The sequence below is a fragment of the Micromonospora sp. DT31 genome, from assembly GCF_049841795.1.
Taxonomy (GTDB): Bacteria; Actinomycetota; Actinomycetes; order Mycobacteriales; family Micromonosporaceae; genus Micromonospora.
Genome location: NZ_JBNCKZ010000007.1, coordinates 243,752 through 263,014, shown reverse-complemented (window position 1 = coordinate 263,014; position 19,263 = coordinate 243,752). Strand labels below are relative to the sequence as shown.

The window sequence follows — 19,263 nt, the reverse complement described above, 5'->3', positions numbered from 1 at the left end:
GCGGACCGTAGGCTGTGCCTGACCGAAGTCCAAGTCAGGCAAGGGAGCCTTCCTCCGATGCAGAAGTGGGAATACGCCACTGTTCCGCTGCTGGTCCACGCGACCAAGCAGATCCTCGACAACTGGGGCGAGGACGGCTGGGAACTGGTCTCGGTGGTGCCCGGCCCGAACCCGGAGCAGCTGGTCGCGTACCTGAAGCGTCCGAAGGGCTGACGCCATGAGCAACGGACCCCACGCCAAGCTCGCCGAACTCGGGTTCGAGTTGCCCGAGGTGGTGCCGCCGGTGGCCAGCTACGTGCCGGCCGTCCAGTCCGGGCAGCACGTCTACGTCTCCGGTCAGCTCCCGATGGCCGAGGGCAAGCTGCTCGCCACCGGCAAGGTCGGCAACGGTGTCTCCGCCGAGCAGGCGAAGGACCTGGCGCAGCGGTGCGCGCTTAACGCGCTCGCCGCGATCGACGCGCTGGTCGGGCTGGAGAACGTGGTCAAGGTCGTGAAGCTGACCGGTTTCGTGGCCAGCGCGCCCGGTTTCACCGGTCAGCCCGGCGTGATCAACGGTGCGTCCGACCTGTTCGGGGCCGTGTTCGGCGAGGCCGGCCGGCACGCCCGCAGCGCCGTGGGAGTGGCCGAGCTCCCGCTCGACGCCCCGGTCGAGGTCGAGGTCATCGTCGAGGTGGCCTGACCCGCCCGCCCTTCCGCGCGATCTTGCGGTTGCCGCCCCGGCAGAAGCCCCAGACGGGGACAAACCTCGGGCGGGAACTGCAAGATCGCGGGGAGTGGCGGGTGGAGTCGTACGATCGCTGCCATGGGTGGGCGTGTGACGGGGGCCGCAGGAGGGCTTGCGGAGGAACTACCGGCGTGGGTGACGCTGCTGCGTGCGCCGAACCCGGGGCCGATGACGCTCGACGGCACCAACACGTGGGTGCTGCGGGCCGGGCCGGACGCGCCCGCCGTCGTGGTCGACCCGGGGCCGGCCGACGAGGGGCACCTCGCCGCCATCGCGGCCCAGGGGCCGATCGGCACCGTGCTGATCACCCACGGGCACGCCGACCACACCGAGGGCGCTCCCCGGCTGCGTGAACTGCTCGGCGGAAACGTCCCGGTGCTCGCCGCCGACCCGGCACACACCGCCGGCGGCCCGCCGCTGAACGCCGACACCACCCTCGACACCGGCCTCGACCTGCGCCTGCTGCCCACCCCCGGGCACACCGCCGACTCGATCTGCCTCCTCGTCGCGCACGACGGCGAACAGGTCGTGCTCACCGGCGACACCATCCTCGGCCGGGGCACCACCGTGGTCGCCCACCCGGACGGGCACCTCGGCGCCTACCTGTCCAGCCTGGAACTGCTCACCGCGTACCGCGGGACCCGGGCGCTGCCGGGCCACGGCCCGGCGCTGGCCGACTGCGGTGCGGCGGCCGGGTTCTACCTGGACCACCGGCGCGCCCGGCTGGACCAGGTACGCGCCGCCGTGGCCGCCGGCGCCACCACCGCCGCGGACGTGGTCGCCGTGGTCTACGCCGACGTGGACCGGTCGCTGTGGTGGGCCGCCGAATGGTCCGTGCGCGCCCAGCTCGAACACCTCGGGGTGGAGCAGCCGTGACCTGCCCGGTGTGCGGGACCGTCGCCGTGCCCGGGGCGCGGTTCTGCCACAACTGCGGTGCGGCGCTGCCGGCCGCCGCCACCCTGCCGGCCGCCGAGCGCCGCGTGGTCACCGTGCTCTTCGGCGACCTGTCCGACTTCACCTCCTGGTCGGAGGACCTCGACCCGGAACGGGTCGGCGCGGTCACCGATCGGGTGCTCGCCGCGCTGGCCGGCGCGGTCAAGACGTTCGGCGGGCACGTCGACAAGCTCACCGGCGACGGGATCATGGCGGTCTTCGGCGCCCCGGTCGCGCATGAGGACGACGCCGAGCGGGCCGTACGCGCGGCGCTGTCCATGCAGCGGGCGGTCCGCCGGGTGCTCGACGACGAGCGGGGCGGCGGCGCGCCGCTGGGCTTGCGTGTCGGCCTGAACACAGGTGACGTGATCGCCGGCATCCAGGCGGCGATCGAGTACACGGTCATCGGCGACACGGTGAACACCGCCGCCCGGCTGGCCGACGCCGCCGCGGTCGGTGCCGTCTACGCCGGGGCCCGGACCGCCACCGCCACCCGGCACGTCGCCTCGTGGCGGGCGCTGCGCCCGCTGCGGCTCAAGGGCAAGCGCGAGCCGGTCGAGGCGTACGAGCTGCTGGGTCTGCTGGACGCGCCGGGCACCCGGTCCGGCCTCGGCGACGAGGCGCCGTTCGTGGGCCGGGAGACCGAGATCGGTCGGATCGCCGGCCGGCTCGCCGAGGTGATCGACCGGGGAGAACCCCGGGTGCTGCTGATGACCGCCGAGGCGGGGATCGGCAAGTCCCGGTTCGCCGCCGAGGTGGAACGCCTCGCCGCCGGCTACGACGTCGGCGCCGGCCGGTACGCGGCGCACACCGGAGCCCGGGTGCTGTCGGTGCGGTGCGCCGCATTCGGCGAACGCCGCCGGCTGGCCCCGCTGGCCGACCTGGTCCGCGCCGCCGTGGGCCTGCCCGGTGACGCCGCGACCGCGGTCACCCGGGCCGCCGTGGAGGAACGACTGCGCCGGCTCGGCCAGCGCCTCGCCCGGCTTCCCGGCGACCCGCCGCCGCTCGCCGTCGACCAGCTCCTGGCCCTGCTCGGGTACGCCGAACTGCCGCCCGCCACGGAGAACGGCGAGTGGAACGCGGCCGGGCCGCCGCCGGACGACGAGGCCGTGCCGACAGCCGTCGCGGACCTGCTCAGCGCGCTCGCCGTCGAGGCGCCGCTGGTGATCGTGGTCGACGACCTGCACGACGCGACCCCCGAGACGCTCAAGGCGCTCGCGCTGGCCCTCAACCGGCTCTCCGGTCCGGTGCTGGTGCTGCTGCTCGGCCGCCCCGAACTGGTGCGTACCGCAGGCGCGCTGACCCGGGTCGCGGACGCCGAGGTGCACGCGCTGCCGCCCCTGCGCGGCGCGGACGCCTCCCGGCTGCTCAGCACCTACCTGGCCGGCGGCCGGATGCCCCAGACCGACGCGGACCGGCTGCTCGCCACCGCCCAGGGCAACCCGTTCTACCTGGCCGAACTGGTCACGTTGCTGATGGAGCGCGGGGCGCTGACCGCCGGGCCCGGCCGGGGGGCTAACGTCGGCTGGCGGCTCGCACCCGGCTCGCTCGGCAGTCGGTTGCTCTCCCGCGACCTGGCGGCCGTCCTCGCGGCCCGCATCGACGCGCTGCCGCCGGATGCCCGCTCGGTGCTGCGCGACGCCGCGGTGGTGGGCGACACCGTACCCGCCGGTGCGCTGGAGGCGCTGCGTGAGCAGGGGGTCGGGCGGGACGGCCGGCCCGCCGCGGTGGCCGCCGTCGAGCGGGACCGGGCCGTCGAGGAACTGCTGCAACGCCGGATGCTGCACCGCACCCGCACCGGGTACGCCTTCGCCACCCCGCTCATGCGGGAAGCCGCGTACGCCGGGGTGAGCAAGGCCGAGTTGGCCGAGCGGCACGCGGTGCTGGCCCGGTGGGCCGCACCAGAGAACGTGGACGAGTCGGGCGCCCCCGCGGGCGGGTTCACCGAGGCGGCCCGGGACGACTTCGTCGCCGAGCACGTGGAACGGGCGACCGCGCTCGCCGACGCGGTCACGTTGCGACCGGACGCTCCGGCGCGGACGGTCGCCCCGCTGGGCGTGGCCGCGCTGGGCCGGGCCGCCCGCCGGTCGTTGCGTTCCGGCGAGCCGGCGCTGGCCGTCGAGTACGCCGAACGCGCCGCCGAGCTGGCCCGCGACGGGATCCCCCCGGCCGACCGGGTGGTGCACGCCCGGGCGTTGTTGCAGGTCGGCCGCCCGGTCGACGCGCTCGCCTCCGCCGAGAAGATCGCCGCGAACACCGGCGAGCCGGCCACCCGGACCGCCGCGTTGCTGCTGGCCGGGCAGGCACACCAGGCGCTCGGCGACGCCGAGCGGGCCGAGCGGAGCTGGCGGGAGGCGTTGCAGGTGGCCACCGACGCCGACCTGCCGACGCTGCGGGCCTCGGCGATGCGCCGCCTCGGCATGGCCGACTTCATCGCCGGCCGGTTGGGGCAGGCGAGCAGCCAGCTGGCCGCCTCCTACCAGGTCAGCCTGGCCGCCCGGGACCCACGCGGGCAGGCCTGGTCGTTGCAGAACCTGGCGTGGGTGACCACCACCCGGGGCGACTTCGCCGGCACCGACGCGGTTCTCGGCCGGGCCGCCCGGCTGTTCGCGGAGCTGAAGGACCCCTACGGGCGGGCCTGGCTGCGCGGCACCACCGCGTTCGCCCGGCTGCTCGCCGGCCGGCTGCGCGAGGCGTGCCGGATGGCGCGGGTGTTCCTGCCGTTCGGGGAACGGGTCGGCGAGGCGTGGGCGGTCGGGACGCTGCGCGCGGTCGAGGCGTACGCCACCGCCGAGCTGGGCGAGCTGGCCGAGGCGGACCGGGCGGCCCGCCGCGCGTACCGCGACTTCGCCGAGGTGGGAGACGACTGGGGGCAGGGCTTCGCGCTCGTGGTGCGCGGGGTGGTGGCGCGCGGGTTGGGCGAGCCGGAACACGCGGCCGACCTGTTCACCGACGCGCTCGCGTACGCCGGCCGCACCACCCACCCGCTGCTCACCGGGATGGCCGGCACGTTGCGCGGTTTCGTGGCGTTGGACATGGGCGACCACGAGGCCGCCGAGCGGGAGGCGCGGGCCGTGCTGACCACTGTCGAGCCGCACAACCCGCAGGCCCCGGCCCAGGTCGCGCCGCGGGTGCTGCTCGCCATGGCCCGGGTTGCGGCCGGTGACGCGGGCACCGCCGTGGGTCTGCTCGCCCCGGTCGTCACCGGCGCGGCGAACGCCCCCTCGCTGCTGTTCTCCCGGCGGCAGACGATGGCCCGGTACGCCACCGCGCTGCTCGCGCACGGTCGGCGGGAGCAGGCGTTGGACTGGGCGCAGCGGGCGATCACCGCACCGGCGGAGGACGTCCGCAGCCAGGTGGTGGCGCGACTGGTGCTGGCCGAGGCGCTGGAGGCCTGCGGTCGCCGGGCGGAGGCGCTGGCGAGCGCGGAGGAGGCGGTGCGCCTGGCGTACGCCACCGAACAGCGCAGCGAGCGGGCCGCCGCCGACGCGCTGCGGGTGCGCCTCGCCGCCGACTGACCGTCGGCTGTTGCCGGTTCCGGTGATGTGGATGTCGGCGGCGACGGTTAGCGTGGGCGGCGACCGTCGGAGATCGACGGTCGTGGCCGGCTCGTGCGGACGGTCACCGGCGGAGGCGTTGCGGGGGAGGGACGATGAGGCTGCCACGTTCCGGCGCCGGCTGGACGGTCGCGGTGTTCGGGGTCCTGGCGCTGCTGCTCGGCGCGCTGGGCCTGATCTGGCCGGAGACGCAGCTGCGCCTGCTCGGGCTCGAGGTGCCGGCCGAGCGCGCCGCGGGTGACTACACCGGTACGTTCCTCACCGCGTCCTCGATGGCCGCGTTCAACATGGGGGTCTACTACCTGCTGGCGGTCGCCACCGAGTGGCGGCCGTTCTACCGGTTCACCGTCTGGTTCCGGCTTGCCACCTTCGCCGTCTTCACGATCGCCGTGCTCTCCGACGTCGCGCCCGACCGCTTCTTCGGGGTGGCCCTGTGGGAGGGGTTGGGTGCCGTCGCGACCGCCGTCGGCCTGTGGTGGGACGGGCGTCGGGCGACACCCGGTGCGCTCACGTCCACCGGGCCGGAGACCTCCGCCCCGGTGCCGGCCGCCGACGCGGCCGGCTGACCGGCCGGCAATGTTGGGTATTTTCGAACCGTGACCGAGACCCCGCCCGGTGCCATCCGGCTGCCCGTCGTGCCTGGTCTGACCGATCTGCAGGTCTTTGCCCGGGGCGGTTACGCCACCATCTACCGCGCCACCCAAATCTCGGTCGGCCGCGAGGTCGCGGTCAAGGTCGAGAACCGGACCCTGGACAGCGAACGCGACCAGGCCCGGTTCCTGCGCGAGGCCCGCGCGGCCGGGCGGATGTCGTCGCACCCGCACGTGGTGGACCTCTTCGACGTCGGAGTCACCGTCGACCAGCACCCCTACCTCATCATGGAGCTCTGCGACGGCTCGTACGCCGAGCGGATGCGTCACTCGCCGCTCGGTCCGGAGGAGACCCGCGACCTGGGCGTGAAGATCGCCGACGCGTTGGTGCACTCGCACGCGGCCGGGGTGCTGCACCGCGACGTCAAGCCGGCGAACATCCTGCACTCGGAGTTCAACTCGGCGGTGCTCGCCGACTTCGGACTGGCGGTGCTGGCCGAGTTCCGCGACTCCTCGGTCATGCTGGAGGCGCTCACCCCGGCGTACGCCCCACCGGAGACGTTCAACCACAGCCCGCCGAGTCCCGCCGTCGACGTGTACTCGCTCTGCGCCACGCTCTACGCGGTGATGTACGGCCGCCCGCCCCGCTGGCAGTCCGAACGCAACCCCAGCCTGATCACCGTGCTGGAGATGTTCCACCAGCCGATCCCCGGCCTGCCGGGCGTACCGGACGAGATGATCGACGTGCTCCGGCTGGGCATGTCGAACGATCCCGGGGAGCGGCCCTCCGCCGTCGAACTGCGCGGTCTGCTCGCCGCGCTGCCGCTGAGCCACGGCACCCCGTCGGGCGACGGGTCGTACGGAGCGCGCGGCACCGGCGAACGCTTCGGGCGTACCGGCGGGCCGAGCCCTCGCCCGGCCGCCGAGGACGACCACCCGACCGTGGCCGCCCGCGGCCGGCGCTGGCCGAAGCGCTGGTTCCTCGGCGGCGCCGGGGCGCTCGCGATGGCCGCCTCGGCCGGCGCGGGCGCCTGGCTGGCCGGCGGCCCGCAGCCGGTGGTCCCGCCGGGCCCGGCCGTCAGCAGCGTCGCCGGGGCGCCGCTGCCCGGCTGCGCGTCCGCCGACGTGGGCCTGCCCGCCGGGGCGCTCTGCGCGTCCGAGTTGGAGTGTTACGGGCCGGTGCGGTTGCGCCGCGACCGGGCCGAGGCGAGCCGGGTGCCGTGCGACGGGCAGCACACCTGGGAGACGTACGCCGCGGGGCACCTGCCGGCCGCGCTCGCCGGGGCCCGGCACGACGCGGTCGCCGCGGACCCGGCGGTGGGCAAGGTATGCAACGTGGAGACGTTCCGGCGGGTCAGTGGCGTCGAGCCGAGCACCGGGTGGAATCTCGAAGTGTTGCCGCCGAACGTGTCCGAGACCGACCGGACCTACCGCTGCCTGGCCGGCAAGGGTGTGAACGCGCTCGCCGGTCCCACCCTCACCGGTCGCTGAGCCCGTTCACCGCGCGGTGCTCCCGCACCGATCTCGGGTCGAGCGTCTCCAGCGTGTCGGCGTCCACCGCCCCGGGTGCGCGCAGACGGCGTACCGCCCGGGGGTCGAGCGCCTCCAGCGTGTCCGCGTCGGCCGGGTGACCACCGGGAGTGCGCAGGTGCCGCACCGCCCGCGGGTCGATCGCCTGCAGGGTGTCGGCGTCCACCCCGTAGCCGAGGTGGAGAGACGATCCGCCCTCGGCCGGTGTGGGGACCGGGCCACCGTCCTGGCGGGCGGCGGTGATCGTCACCCCGGCGACCATCGCGAGCAGGACGCAGGCCAGGGCCAGCACGACCGAAAGGATGCCGGACGGGCGCCACACGGCCAGCGTCACCACCGCCGCCACCGTCGCCACGGACGCGACGACGGCCTTCGCCCGCGCATCGGGCTTCGGGAACGAACTCACAGGACAAGCATGGCCGAGCGCGCCGGCCTGTCAACCGCCGGGTCGGACGGCTTCCCGTCACCACGGCCCGCCCCGAGGCGGCCCGGCCCGGTGGAACGCCCCGAGGCGGCCCGGGTCGGTGGAACGCCATAGGTGCCTCCGGCCTGCTGAGCCACCCATGGCGTCCCACCCGCCGCCCGAACGGGCCGCCCGGTCAGTACGACTTGTCCTGGCCGAGGACGTGCTGGGCCACGAAGTTGAGGATCATCTCCCGGCTGACCGGGGCGATCCGGCCGGCGCGTGCCGCACCGAGCAGCGTCGCCACGCCGTACTCGGTGGTCATGCCGGCTCCGCCGAGCGCCTGGACGGCGGTGTCCACGGCCAGCGCGGCGGCCTCCCCGGCGGCGTACTTGGCCATGTTGCCGGCCACGCCGGCCTCCAGGTCCCGGCCGGCGTCGTAGAGCGTCGCCGCCTTCTGGATCATCAGCCGGGCCAGTTCGACCTGGATGGCCGCGTGCGCCAGCGGATGCGCCACGCCCTGGTGCGTGCCGATCGAACGGCCACCCCACACCTTGCGGCTGGAGGTGTAGTCGGACGCCTTCTCGATCGCGTACCGGCCGGTGCCGGCGCCCATCGCGGCGACCGTGATGCGCTCCGGGTTGAGCCCGGCGAACAGCGCCGGCAGGCCGGCGTCCAGCGACTCGCCCACCAGCGCGTCGGCGGGCACCCGGACGTCGTCCAGGAAGAGCATGAACTGGTTCTCCGGGGACAGGATCTCCATCTCCAGCTTGGTCTTCTCCAAGCCGGGGGCGTCGGTCGGCACGAGGAACAGTGCCGGCTTCAGCTTGCCGGTCGCGGCGTCCTCGGTGCGGGCCACCACCAGCACGTGCCCGGCCTCGTCGACGCCGGAGATGTAGACCTTGCGGCCGGTGAGCAGCCAGTCGTCGCCGTCGCGGCGGGCCACCGTGGCGAGGCGGTGGAAGTTCGAACCGGCGTCCGGTTCGGTGATCGCGAAGACGATCTTCTGGGAGCCGTCGGCGAGACCCGGCAGGTGCCGCTTGCGCTGCTCCTCCGTGCCGTGCTTGTGGATGATCGTGGCGGCGATGGCGGGGGAGACCACGAGCAGCAGCAGCGGACAGCCCGTCGCGGCCAGCTCCTCGCACACCAGCGCCAGCTCGGTGATGCCGCCGCCCCCGCCGCCGTACTCGGTGGGGATGTTCACGCCCAGGTAGCCGAGGCGTCCGGCCTCGTGCCACAGCTCGGTGGTGTGCTCGCCGGCCTTGGCCTTGCGGACGAAGTACTCGTGGCCGTACTTGCGGCCCAGCGCGCGCACGGCGTCGCGGAGCTGGTCCTGCTCGGGGGTGAGATCGACGTTCACTGGGGGTCCTCCTCGGGGTCCACCACGGCCAGTACGGCACCCGTCTCGACCTGGCCGCCGGCCGGCACCGGAAGTTCGGCCACCACCCCGTCGGCGGGGGCGAGCACGGGATGTTCGAGCTTCATCGCTTCCAGCGTCAGCAACAGGTCACCGGCGGCGACCCGCTGGCCGACCTCGACGTGCACCCGGGTCACCGCGCCGGGCAGCGGCGCGAGCAGCGACCCGGCCGCCAACTCCGCGGTGGGCAGTGGGAGGCGGGGCAGCTCGGTGAGGCTCGCCGCCCCGTCCGGCCCGTCCACGAAGACCGACGACCCCGCCCGGTGTACGCGGAACACCCGCCGTACCCCGGCCACGTCGAGCACCACCCGCTCCGGGGTGGCCGACACCAGTTCCACCTGTGGCGCCTCGCTGCTGTTATCGGGGATCCCGTCCTCCGCCGCGGGCGTAAGGAAGGCGCCCCTGCTTTCCCACTCGGCGAGCGCGCCGGTGCGGTCGAGGCGGTAGTGGACCTCGACCTCCTCGCCGTCGGCGGCGGCGAACCGGGTGACCTGCGGGACGGCCGGCACGTTGCGCCAGCCCGACGGCAACCCCGCCAGCACCGGGGCGGCGGCCCGACGCGCGGCGGCACCTGCCAACGCCGCCGCCAACGCCACCACCGGACGCTGTGCGGCCGGCAGCAGCGGCGCGAACACCTCGGGATGCCGGTCCAGGAAGCCGGTGTCCAGATCGACGGCGGCGAACTCCGGGCTGCGCAGCACACGCACCAGCAGGTCCCGGTTCGTGGCCACGCCGTGCAACTCGGCCCGGGCCAGCGCACCGGCCAGCGCCCGGGCCGCCTCGGTCCGGGTGGGCGCCCAGGCGACCAGCTTCGCCAGCATCGAGTCGTAGTGCACGCTCACCGTCGAGCCGTCCACCACGCCCGAGTCCAGCCGCAGCCCGCGCACCGGCCCGAACTCGGCGCTCACGCCGGGAACCGCGAACCGGTGCAGCGTGCCGGTGGCCGGGCGGAAACCCTGGGTCGGCTCCTCGGCGCACAGTCGCACCTCGATGGCGTGCCCGTCGGCGGCCGGCGTCGTGGTCACCGGCAGCGGCTCACCCTCGGCGACGAGCAGTTGCAGCCGGACCAGGTCCAGCCCCGTGGTCGCCTCGGTCACCGGGTGCTCCACCTGGAGGCGGGTGTTCATCTCCAGGAAGTGCACCTGCCCGTCCGGCGCCAACAGGAACTCCACGGTCCCCGCACCGACGTAGTCGACCGCCCGCCCCGCCGCGACCGCCGCCTCGTGCAGCCGCTGGCGTACCTCGTCGGGCAGCACCCCCGGCGCCTCCTCGACGATCTTCTGGTGCCGGCGCTGGATCGAGCAGTCACGCACCCCGAGCGCCACCACCGTGCCGTGCGCGTCACCGAAGATCTGCACCTCGACGTGGCGGCCCCGCTCCACGTACCGCTCGATGAAGACCGTGCCGTCGCCGAACGCCGCCGCCGCCTCACGGCCCGCACCCGCGACCGCCTCGGCCAAGCCGGCCGCGTCCCGGACGATCCGCATACCCCGACCGCCGCCGCCCGCCGAGGCCTTGACCAGCACCGGGAAGTCGGTGACCTCGGCCGGGTCGGTCCAGGTGGGCAGCATCGGCACGCCCGCGTCGGCGAGCAGCGCCTTCGCGGCCATCTTGTCGCCCATGGCCGCGATGGCCTTCGCCGACGGACCCACCCAGGTCAGGCCCGCGTCGGTCACCGCCGCCGCGAAGTCGGCGTTCTCGGCCAGGAAGCCGTACCCGGGATGGACCGCGTCCGCGCCGGAGCGCCGGGCCGCGTCCAGGATCGCCTCGATCCGCAGGTACGTCTCGGCCGGCGTGTTCCCGGGCAGCCGCACCGCCTGGTCGGCGTCGGCGACGAACGGCGCGTCCGCGTCCGCGTCGGAGTGGACAGCGACCGTGGCCACACCGAGGGTGCGGCAGGTGGCGAACACCCGGCGGGCGATCTCCCCCCGGTTCGCCACGAGAAGGGTATTGATCATATTCCCCAGCCCCCTACATCCGGAAGACGCCGAAAGCATCGGCGCCCTTCACGGGTCCGTTGTGGATCGCCGACAGGCAGAGCCCGAGGACGGTACGGGTGTCCCGGGGATCGATCACCCCGTCGTCGTAGAGCCGCCCGGACAGGAACAGCGCACCCGACTGCGACTCGATCTGCTGTTCGACCATCATCCGCATGGCGGCGTCGGTGTCCTCGTCGTACTCCCGGCCCCGGGCGGCGGCGGCCTGCCGGGCCACGATGGACAGCACGCCGGCGAGCTGCGCCGGCCCCATCACCGCCGACTTCGCGTTCGGCCAGGTGAACAGGAACCGCGGGTCGTACGCCCGGCCGCACATGCCGTAGTTGCCGGCACCGTAGGACGCGCCCAGGTTCACCGTCAGGTGGGGCACCGTCGAGTTCGACACCGCGTTGATCATGAAGGCGCCGTGCTTGATGATGCCGCGCTGCTCGTACTCGGTGCCGACCATGTAGCCGGTGGTGTTCTGGAGGAAGACGAGCGGCGTGTCCGCCGCGTTGGCGAGCTGGATGAACTGGGCCGCCTTCTGCGCCTCCTCGCTGAACAGCACACCCCGGGCGTTCGCCAGCACGCCGACCGGCCAGCCGTGCAGCTCACCCCAGCCGGTTACCAGCGCGCTGCCGTAACCGGGCTTGAACTCGTCGAACGCGCTGTCGTCGAGCACCCGGGCCAGCACCTCACGCGGGTCGAACGGCACCTTCAGGTCGGCGCTGGCGATGCCGAGCAGTTCCTCCGGGTCGTACCGGGGTGGCAGCGGGGACGGGTTGCGCGGCGGCGGACCGTGCTTGCGCCAGTTGAGCCGGCGCACACACTGCCGGGCCAGCCGGATGCCGTCGCGTTCGTCCTCGGCCAGGAAGTCGGCCAGACCGCTCGTGGTGGCGTGCATCGCCGCCCCGCCCAGCGACTCGTCGTCGGTGACCTCGCCGGTGGCCATCTTCACCAGTGGCGGCCCGGCCAGGTACACCTGCGAACGGTCCCGGATCATGATGGTGAAGTCCGACATGCCCGGCACGTACGCGCCGCCGGCGGTGGCGTTGCCGAAGACCACGCTCACCGTCGGGATGCGCGCCGCGGAGAGCCGGGTCAGGTCCCGGAACACCCGGCCACCCGGGATGAAGATCTCCGCCTGGGTCGGCAGGTCCGCGCCGGCGGACTCGACCAGGTTCACCATCGGCAGCCGGTTGGCCGCCGCGATCTCACCGGCCCGCCGGGTCTTCGCCAGCGACCACGGGTTGATCGCGCCGCCGCGTACCGTCGGGTCGTTCGCCACGATCAGGCACTCCACGCCCTCGACCACGCCGATGCCGACCACGGTGCTGGCGCCCACCGGGAAGTCCGTGCCGTACGCGGCAAGCGACGACAACTCCAGGAACGGGCTGTCCGGGTCGAGCAGCAACTCGATCCGCTCCCGGGGGAGCAGCTTGCCGCGCCCGTGGTGGCGGGTCACGTACTTCTCACCACCACCGCCGCGCGCCTGGTCGAGCGCCGCGTCCAGCTCGGCCAGGCGCTCCAGCAGCGCCTCCCGGTTCGCGGTGAACGCCGGCGCGGACGGGTCGATCGCACTCTGCAAGACGGTCGTACTCACAGGCCCATGCCCTTCGCGATGATCTCGTTCATGATCTCGGTGGCGCCGCCGCCGATGCCGAGCAGCCGGGCGTCGCGGTAGTGCCGCTCCACCTCGGCGTCGCGCATGTAGCCGAAGCCACCGTGCAGTTGCAGCGCGGCGTCGACCACGAAGTCGCACGCCGACACCGCCACGTTCTTGGCGATCGCCACCTCGGTCACCACCGGCTGCCCGGCGGCGACCCGCTCGGCGACCTCGTGCACGTACGCCCGGGCTGCCTCGGTGCGCGAGTGCATCTCGGCCAGCCGGTGCCGGACGACCTGGCGGCCGACGAGCGGGCGGCCGAACGTCTGGCGGTCCCGGCACCACTGCACGGTCAGGTCCACGCAGCGTTGCGCGGTCGCGTACGCCTGGGTGGCGAGCGAGATCCGCTCGTTGGCGAACTGCTGCATGATGGCGAGGAAGCCGCTGTCCTCCGGGCCGACCCGGTTGCCCACCGGCACCCGCACGTCGACGAAGGACAGCTCGGCGGTGTCCGAGCAGTGCCAGCCCAGCTTCTCCAGCTTGCGGCCGACGGTGAACCCGGGCGACCCCTTGTCGATCACGAGCAGGATGAGCGAGCTCGAACCGGGGAAGTCGGTGCAGACCGCCGTGGTGACGAAGTCGGCGCGGACCCCGCTGGTGATGTACGTCTTGGACCCGTTCACCACGTAGTGGTCGCCGTCGCGGACCGCACAGGTGCGGATGCCCGCCACGTCCGAGCCGCCGTCCGGCTCGGTGATCGCCAGCGCGCCGAGCATCGTCCCGGCCAGCGTCGGGCGGACGTACCTCTCGATGAGATGCTGCGGACCGCCTCCGCCTGAGCCTCCGTCGTCGCCGCAAGCGGCGACGATGTGCGGCAGCGCGATGCCGTGCGTGAACAGCGCGGCGAACAACCCGGACGAGCCGCCCGAGCGGATGATCTCCTCGGTGACCACCATCGAGTCGAGCAGGTCACCGCCGCTGCCGCCGACCGACTCCGGGAAGCCGATGCCGAGCAGGCCGATCTTCGCGGCGGTCTCGTGCAGCGACCGGGGCAGCTCGCCGGCCCGCTCCCAGTCGGACAGGTGCGGCAGCACCTCCCGGGTGACGAAGGAGCGGGTCAGTTCGCGCAGCTGCCGGCGTTCCGGCGTGTCCAGGATGCTCATGCGGGTGCCTCCGTCGGAAGGTCGACGACCCGCGAGCGCAACAGCTCGCCGAGCGCCTTGGCCTGCGGGTCGAACCGGGTGGAGGCGGCCACGCCCTGCCCGAGCAGTCCCCGGATCACGAAGTTGACCGCGCGCAGGTTCGGCAGCTCGTACCGCGCGACCGTCAGCGGGGCGGTCTCCGGCAGCAGTTCGGCCAACCGCTCCACGGTCAGCCAGTCGCGCAGCCAGGGCCAGGTCGCGTCGGTACGCGCCCAGACGCCCAGGTTGGCGTCGCCGCCCTTGTCACCCGACCGCGCGCCGACCAGCTCGCCCAGCGGCCCCCGCCGGGTGGCGGGTGAGGAAGGGCCCCCCGTTAACGCCTCGTGTTGTACAGGGGCCCCCTGCAAACCGCTCGTCACCGTCGGCGGCGGGATCGGCACGCGCTCGCCGGACGGGAGCACCGCGACGTGCTCGACCGCGTCCTGCGGAACCGCGTCGGAGGTGAACACGCCGTACGGCGTCGCGTCGCCGGGCAGTGTGGTCAGCGTGCAACCCGGGTAGGAGGCCAGCGCCAACTCCACCGCCGCCGCCGAGAACGCCCGCCCAGCCCGCGACATGTCGCCGTCACGCACGTGTACGTGCAGCAGCGCGCTCGCCGCCTCGGTGTCGCCGGTGTCCGGGTGGTCGGTGCGGGCCAGTGTGAACTCCAGTCCTTCGGTGCCCACCGACTCCTCGATCTGGCCGCGGACCAGGGCCGCTTTGGCCGGGATGTCCAGCCCGCACAGCACGAACGTCATCGAGTTGCGGAAGCCGCCCAGGTTGTTGACGCCCACCTTGAGCGTGTCCGGCGGGGGCGTGCCGCGCACCCCGGACACGCGTACCCGGTCCGGGCCCTCCTGCTCCAGCCGCACCGTGTCCAGCCGGGTCACCACGTCCGGCCCGAGGTAGTCCGGTCCACCCACCTCGTACAGCAGTTGGGCGGTGACCGTCTCCACGGTGACCGCGCCACCCGTGCCGGGGTGCTTGGTGAGCACCGACGAGCCGTCCCGGTGCAGCTCGGCGATCGGGAAGCCGGGCCGGTGCCCACCGTCGGGCAGTTCGGTGAAGAAGCTGAAGTTGCCGCCGGTGACCTGCGCCCCGCACTCGATCAGGTGCCCGGCCACGGTCGCCCCGGCCAGCGCGTCCAGGTCGTCGCGGGTCCAGCCGAACCGGGCGACGGCCGGGCCGACCACGAGTGAGGCGTCGGTGACCCGCCCGGTGACCACCACGTCCGCACCCGCGTCGAGGCAGGCGGCGATCCCGAACGCCCCCAGGTAGGCGTTCGCGGTCAACGCGTCCGGGCGCTGGAGCGCGTCGCCCTCGACGTGCCCGACCCGCACCTGGAGGCCGAGCCGGTCGGCGACGGAGCGGATCTCGTCGGCCAGGCCGGCCGGGTTGAGGCCGCCGGCGTTGGTGACGAGTGTGACGCCGCGTTCGAGTGCGGTGCCGAGCACACCCTCCAACTGGCGCAGGAACGTCTTCGCGTAACCCCGCGACGGGTCGCGCATCCGGTCCCGGCCGAGGATCAGCATGGTCAGCTCGGCCAGGTAGTCGCCGGTCAGCACGTCCAGCTCACCGCCGTCGAGCATCTCCCGCCAGGCGCTGAACCGGTCGCCGTAGAAGCCGGACGCGTTGCCGACGCGCAGCACGCCCGTGTCCGCTCCCGTCGCGGCTGCGGGGCCCACGAGCTCACTGTGCGCGCTCACGCGGACCCCTCCGGACCCGACGGCCCGCGCTTGCCGCCGGGCGGCCCGGCGAACGCCTGGGCCACGTCCAACCACTCGTCGGCCACCGGCCCGGTCGCCACCAGCGCCAGGTCGTCGCGGTGCCGGCGCTGGGTGACCAGCAGGCAGAAGTCCAGTGCCGGCCCGGTCACCCGGTCGGCCGCGTCGGTCGGCCCGAACTCCCACACGTCACCGCCGGTGGGCGCCGTCAGTTCGACCCGCACCGGCGTGGTGGGCACCGGGCGGCCGTGGGCCGCGAAGCCGTGCCCGAGGGTACGGACGCCGAGGTGCGCGACGTGCCGCAGGCGCTCGGTCGGGGTACGCCGGACGCCGAGCGCCTCGGCCACGTCCTCGCCGTGCGCCCACGTCTCCATCAACCGGGCGGTGGCCATCGACGTGGCGGACATGCTGGTGCCGTACCACGGGATCTTCTGCCCGGCCGGGATGGTGGCGAGGGTCCCGGCGAGCGCCGACCGGCCGGCGCGCCAGCGGGCCAGCAGCGCCGGCGGTGGCGCGAGGAAGGACTCGGCGCCGTCTTCGACCAGGCGCGACGGGTCCGGCGCGCTGGTCACCGAGGCGTAGAACGCCGAGGCGTCGGTGGCCGCCAGGTAGGCGACGTGGTCGGTCCAGGCCAGGTGGGCCACCTGGTGCGCGACGGTCCAGCCCGGGGCCGGCGTCGGGCGCTCCCAGTCCCGCGGCGGCCGGTCCGCCACGAGCGAGTCGAGCTGTTCGGACTCGGCGGCCAGGTCCGCGAGCAGTGCTGTCAGGTCGACCATGGTGCCTCCGGGCGGGGTGGGCCGTCAGGGATCAGTGCCGCTCGCTGTCGGGGGTGAGCAGCGCGGCGAGCTGGCGCTTCCAGGTGTGCAGCAGGGCGGCACGGCGGGGTGAGTCGTCGCTGAGCAGGTTGGCCACGCCGAGGCCACGGAGCAGGTCGAGGGTGGCCTGCACCGACTCGCGCACGCCCGGATTGCGTTCGTCCACGCCGAGCAGCTCCACGGTGAGCCGGTACATCTCGCGGCCGATCCGTGCCTCCAGCGGCACCAGCGCGGCCCGCAGCTCGGCGTCGGTGCGGGCGGCCACCCACAACTCCAACGCGGCCACGAACAGCGGGCCGGTGAAGGAGGCGGCGAGCAGGTCGACCACCCCGTCCAGCCGCCGGGGACCGGCCGGCAGGGCCGCCGCCTCGGCGCGCAGCTCCGCCGCCCGGCGCTCGGTCAGGTGCGTGACGGCGGCGGTGACCAGGGCCGCCTTGGTGGGGTAGTGGTGCAACTGGGCGCCTCGGGAGACCCCGGCGCGGGCCGCCACCACAGTGGTGGTGGTGCCGGACCAGCCGTGCTCCACCAGGCACTCGACGGTCGCCTCCAGCAGCCGCGCCTGAGTGGCGCGGCTGCGCTCCTGCTGCGGTACCCGGCTCGCCACGCGCCCAGTCTGCCTGCCCAAAAACAAACAGTCAAGCCTGACTTTTTTTTAAGGAGGGGCCCCTTCTTAACGCATCCGGTAGAGGAAGGGCCCCTTGTTGACAGTCAGCGCCCGTCGCGCGGGGCGAAGGCGGTGAGGGCGTCGGCGTCGGAGTGGCGGGAGCGGACGTACTCGTCGGCCCAGGCCGCCGCGTCCGGGAAGGTGGACTCGGCGGCGACGCGGGCGCACGCGGCGTCCACGTCGAACCGCGTCCGGCGCAACTGCACGCCCGGCCCGAGCAGCGCCCACCACGCGCCCGTGCCCCCGTACGGCATGCCGACGCTGCCCGGATTGACCACCAGGCGGCGGTCGACGAGCCGGGTGAACGGCATGTGGGTGTGCCCGCAGACCACGGTGCCGACCTCGGTCGGCAGCCCGGCGAAGACCTCCGCCCAGCGGTCGAGCCGCGAGTCGACCAGCACGACCTCCTCGTCGTCGCGGGGTGTGGCGTGGCAGAACAGCACCTCGCCCAGGCCGGTGACCGGCAGCGTGACGTACGGCGGCAGCGCGGCCAGCCGGGCCACCTGGTCGTCGCGGAGTTGCGCGGCGGCCCAGTTCGACTCCGCGATCGGAGACGGCTTCCCGGCCCGTGCCTCGACGAGTTCCCGATCGGCGTTGCCGCCGACCCAGCGTGCCCGGTCGCCGAGCGTGGCGAGCCGGTCCAGCACCTCGACCGGTTGCGGGCCGGCCGCGAGGTCACCGGTGAGGACGATCAGGTCGGCGGTGGCCACGTCCGGCTCGGCCAGGACGGCCTCCAGCGCGGGCAGCACACCGTGGATGTCGGAGAGTACGGCGACGCGTTCGGGCATCGTCCGAGCCTGCCCGTGGGGCCGGGACGGAGGCAAGCGATTCTGCGCCGGGCAGAGCGGCCCGGCCCGACGACGGACCGCCCGGCCGGGCGACGGACGAAACGGCACCGGCCCGGCCCGGCGACGGACGGGAACGGCGCCGGCCCGGCCGCGCGGAGGCGGGCCGGGGCCGGATGTGGAGGTCAGACCTGGTGCGGGCGTCGTGGTCGTGGCCGGCCGCACGGTAGGCGGCGGCGAGGTGCTGGTAGGGCTGGGCGGCGTAGCGGGGGGGTGTGCTCGCGCAGCAGGTGCAGCCAACACGGCGGTGACGCCGGCCGCGCGGGCGACGGACTCCATCAGGCGCCGCTCCACGGGACCGCGCGCGTGACCGTCCGCTCTTCTCACCCGCTGGGCGCGTACCGACGTCATGGCACCATTGATGGACAGCCACGTCATCCACCACGATCCCCTGACCGGACGCGGTCACCGCCTGCCGGTCGGCCTCGGAGGGACGACGGTGCGTATGGTCGGGGCATGGTCAGTGTGGCTGACGTCCGGGCGTTGGCACGGACACTGCCGCGAAGTAGCGAGCACCTGATCCGGGACCGCGTCAAGTTCCGGGTCGGTTCCCTCGTGTACGTCGCGTTCTCCCGCGATGAGACAACGATGGGCTTCGGCTATCCGAAGGAGCAGCGCGACGGGCTCATCGCCGACGAGCCGCACCTGTTCTTCCTGCCCTGTGTGTCCGACCAGCGCTTCAACTGGGTGTGCTGCCACGTCGGCCGGCTCGACCACGGGTACATGACCGAGCTGGTGGTGGAGGCATGGCGCATGGTCGTGCCCAAGTTCCTCGCTCGGCAGCGACTCGGCAGCTGACCGGGGCCACGCGATCGTTACCGGACGGGCTGCGTCAGCTCGACCGGGTGTTCTGGTCGTGCAGCAGCAGCCAGGTGCCGTCCACCCGTACGAAGGTCAGGCTGAGCAGGTACGCCAGCTCGTACGGGGCACCGTCGGCGTCGAGGTCCTGATAGGCCACCGCAAACACCGCCACCCCGGTGTCCCCGGCGACGGTGCTCCGCAGCGGCGTCAGCTTCCAGCTCCAGTCGGGGTCGCCGAACCAGGCATGGTGCAGGTCGAGCACCGCGTCGCGCCCGGCGATCAGCTTGCCGCCCAAGGTGATCAGCGAGACGTCCGGGTGGAGTGTGGGGCGGTAGCCCTGCAGATCCCGCCCGGTGACGGCGGCGAGATGGTGGTCTACGGCCTCGGTGAACTGCACGTTCGATGCCTCTTTCGTCGGTGAGCCGACAGCATGGCACGCCAGGCGGAACCACCGCACCTGAGAAACAGCCGCCGGTCACCACCACCGGCTGCGCGAG

At 73.9% G+C, this 19,263-nt stretch carries 17 protein-coding genes; 7 read left to right on the top strand and 10 right to left on the bottom strand.

The window, feature by feature from the left end; genetic code table 11:
- Positions 1-57: 57 nt before the first annotated feature.
- The 6 genes from ACLQ2X_RS15035 to ACLQ2X_RS15010 all read left to right on the top strand — a co-directional run bounded on the left by ACLQ2X_RS15035 (position 58) and on the right by ACLQ2X_RS15010 (position 7,295).
- Complete coding sequence (locus ACLQ2X_RS15035; RefSeq protein WP_013289021.1) at positions 58-213, top strand: DUF4177 domain-containing protein; 156 nt, start codon at positions 58-60, stop codon at positions 211-213.
- A 4-nt stretch (positions 214-217) separates the two neighbouring features.
- Complete coding sequence (locus ACLQ2X_RS15030; RefSeq protein ID WP_425681624.1) at positions 218-679, top strand: RidA family protein; 462 nt, start codon at positions 218-220, stop codon at positions 677-679.
- 123 nt (positions 680-802) lie between these two features.
- A complete protein-coding gene (locus ACLQ2X_RS15025) occupies positions 803-1,600 on the top strand; it encodes an MBL fold metallo-hydrolase (RefSeq protein WP_425681623.1) in 798 nt (265 codons plus the stop codon).
- Positions 1,597-5,175, top strand: a complete 3,579-nt coding sequence (locus tag ACLQ2X_RS15020) for an adenylate/guanylate cyclase domain-containing protein (protein ID WP_425681622.1) — start codon at positions 1,597-1,599, stop codon at positions 5,173-5,175. Before ACLQ2X_RS15025 ends, ACLQ2X_RS15020 begins: the two co-directional genes overlap by 4 nt.
- A gap of 134 nt (positions 5,176-5,309) precedes the next feature.
- Complete coding sequence (locus ACLQ2X_RS15015) at positions 5,310-5,780, top strand: hypothetical protein (RefSeq protein ID WP_425681621.1); 471 nt, start codon at positions 5,310-5,312, stop codon at positions 5,778-5,780.
- A gap of 30 nt (positions 5,781-5,810) precedes the next feature.
- Positions 5,811-7,295, top strand: coding sequence for a serine/threonine-protein kinase (locus ACLQ2X_RS15010; protein WP_425681620.1), 1,485 nt, complete (start codon positions 5,811-5,813; stop codon positions 7,293-7,295).
- Here ACLQ2X_RS15010 and ACLQ2X_RS15005 read toward each other — a convergent pair.
- From ACLQ2X_RS15005 to ACLQ2X_RS14965, 9 genes are all read right to left on the bottom strand, one after another.
- Positions 7,282-7,740, bottom strand: coding sequence for a hypothetical protein (locus ACLQ2X_RS15005; RefSeq protein WP_425681619.1), 459 nt, complete (start codon positions 7,738-7,740; stop codon positions 7,282-7,284). The genes ACLQ2X_RS15010 and ACLQ2X_RS15005 overlap by 14 nt on opposite strands.
- 193 nt (positions 7,741-7,933) lie before the next feature.
- On the bottom strand, positions 7,934-9,097 hold the full coding sequence (locus ACLQ2X_RS15000) for an acyl-CoA dehydrogenase family protein (protein ID WP_425681618.1): 1,164 nt from the start codon (positions 9,095-9,097) through the stop codon (positions 7,934-7,936).
- Positions 9,094-11,112: a biotin carboxylase N-terminal domain-containing protein gene (locus ACLQ2X_RS14995; protein WP_425681617.1), complete on the bottom strand. Its 2,019-nt coding sequence runs from the start codon at positions 11,110-11,112 to the stop codon at positions 9,094-9,096. The genes ACLQ2X_RS15000 and ACLQ2X_RS14995 overlap by 4 nt, the downstream gene beginning before the upstream one ends.
- Before the next feature lie 13 nt (positions 11,113-11,125).
- On the bottom strand, positions 11,126-12,733 hold the full coding sequence (locus tag ACLQ2X_RS14990) for an acyl-CoA carboxylase subunit beta (protein WP_425681616.1): 1,608 nt from the start codon (positions 12,731-12,733) through the stop codon (positions 11,126-11,128).
- A complete protein-coding gene (locus ACLQ2X_RS14985; RefSeq protein ID WP_425681615.1) occupies positions 12,730-13,899 on the bottom strand; it encodes an acyl-CoA dehydrogenase family protein in 1,170 nt (389 codons plus the stop codon). Before ACLQ2X_RS14985 ends, ACLQ2X_RS14990 begins: the two co-directional genes overlap by 4 nt.
- The gene (locus ACLQ2X_RS14980) at positions 13,896-15,602 is read right to left on the bottom strand and encodes an acyclic terpene utilization AtuA family protein (RefSeq protein ID WP_425681614.1); all 1,707 of its coding nucleotides are present in this window, start codon (positions 15,600-15,602) and stop codon (positions 13,896-13,898) included. The genes ACLQ2X_RS14985 and ACLQ2X_RS14980 overlap by 4 nt, the downstream gene beginning before the upstream one ends.
- A gap of 17 nt (positions 15,603-15,619) precedes the next feature.
- Positions 15,620-16,417, bottom strand: coding sequence for a TIGR03084 family metal-binding protein (locus tag ACLQ2X_RS14975; protein WP_425681613.1), 798 nt, complete (start codon positions 16,415-16,417; stop codon positions 15,620-15,622).
- A 31-nt stretch (positions 16,418-16,448) separates the two neighbouring features.
- Positions 16,449-17,060: a TetR/AcrR family transcriptional regulator gene (locus ACLQ2X_RS14970; protein ID WP_425681612.1), complete on the bottom strand. Its 612-nt coding sequence runs from the start codon at positions 17,058-17,060 to the stop codon at positions 16,449-16,451.
- Between the two features lie 104 nt (positions 17,061-17,164).
- The gene (locus ACLQ2X_RS14965) at positions 17,165-17,908 is read right to left on the bottom strand and encodes a metallophosphoesterase family protein (protein ID WP_425681611.1); all 744 of its coding nucleotides are present in this window, start codon (positions 17,906-17,908) and stop codon (positions 17,165-17,167) included.
- A gap of 513 nt (positions 17,909-18,421) precedes the next feature.
- On the opposite strand from ACLQ2X_RS14965, the gene ACLQ2X_RS14960 reads away from it, so the two are divergent.
- On the top strand, positions 18,422-18,763 hold the full coding sequence (locus tag ACLQ2X_RS14960) for an MmcQ/YjbR family DNA-binding protein (protein WP_425681610.1): 342 nt from the start codon (positions 18,422-18,424) through the stop codon (positions 18,761-18,763).
- Between the two features lie 34 nt (positions 18,764-18,797).
- Here the strand turns inward: ACLQ2X_RS14960 and ACLQ2X_RS14955 are convergent, their stop codons facing one another.
- Positions 18,798-19,163 carry a YybH family protein gene (locus ACLQ2X_RS14955; protein ID WP_425681609.1) on the bottom strand — a complete coding sequence of 122 codons (366 nt, stop codon included), beginning with the start codon at positions 19,161-19,163 and terminating at the stop codon, positions 18,798-18,800.
- Positions 19,164-19,263: the final 100 nt, after the last annotated feature.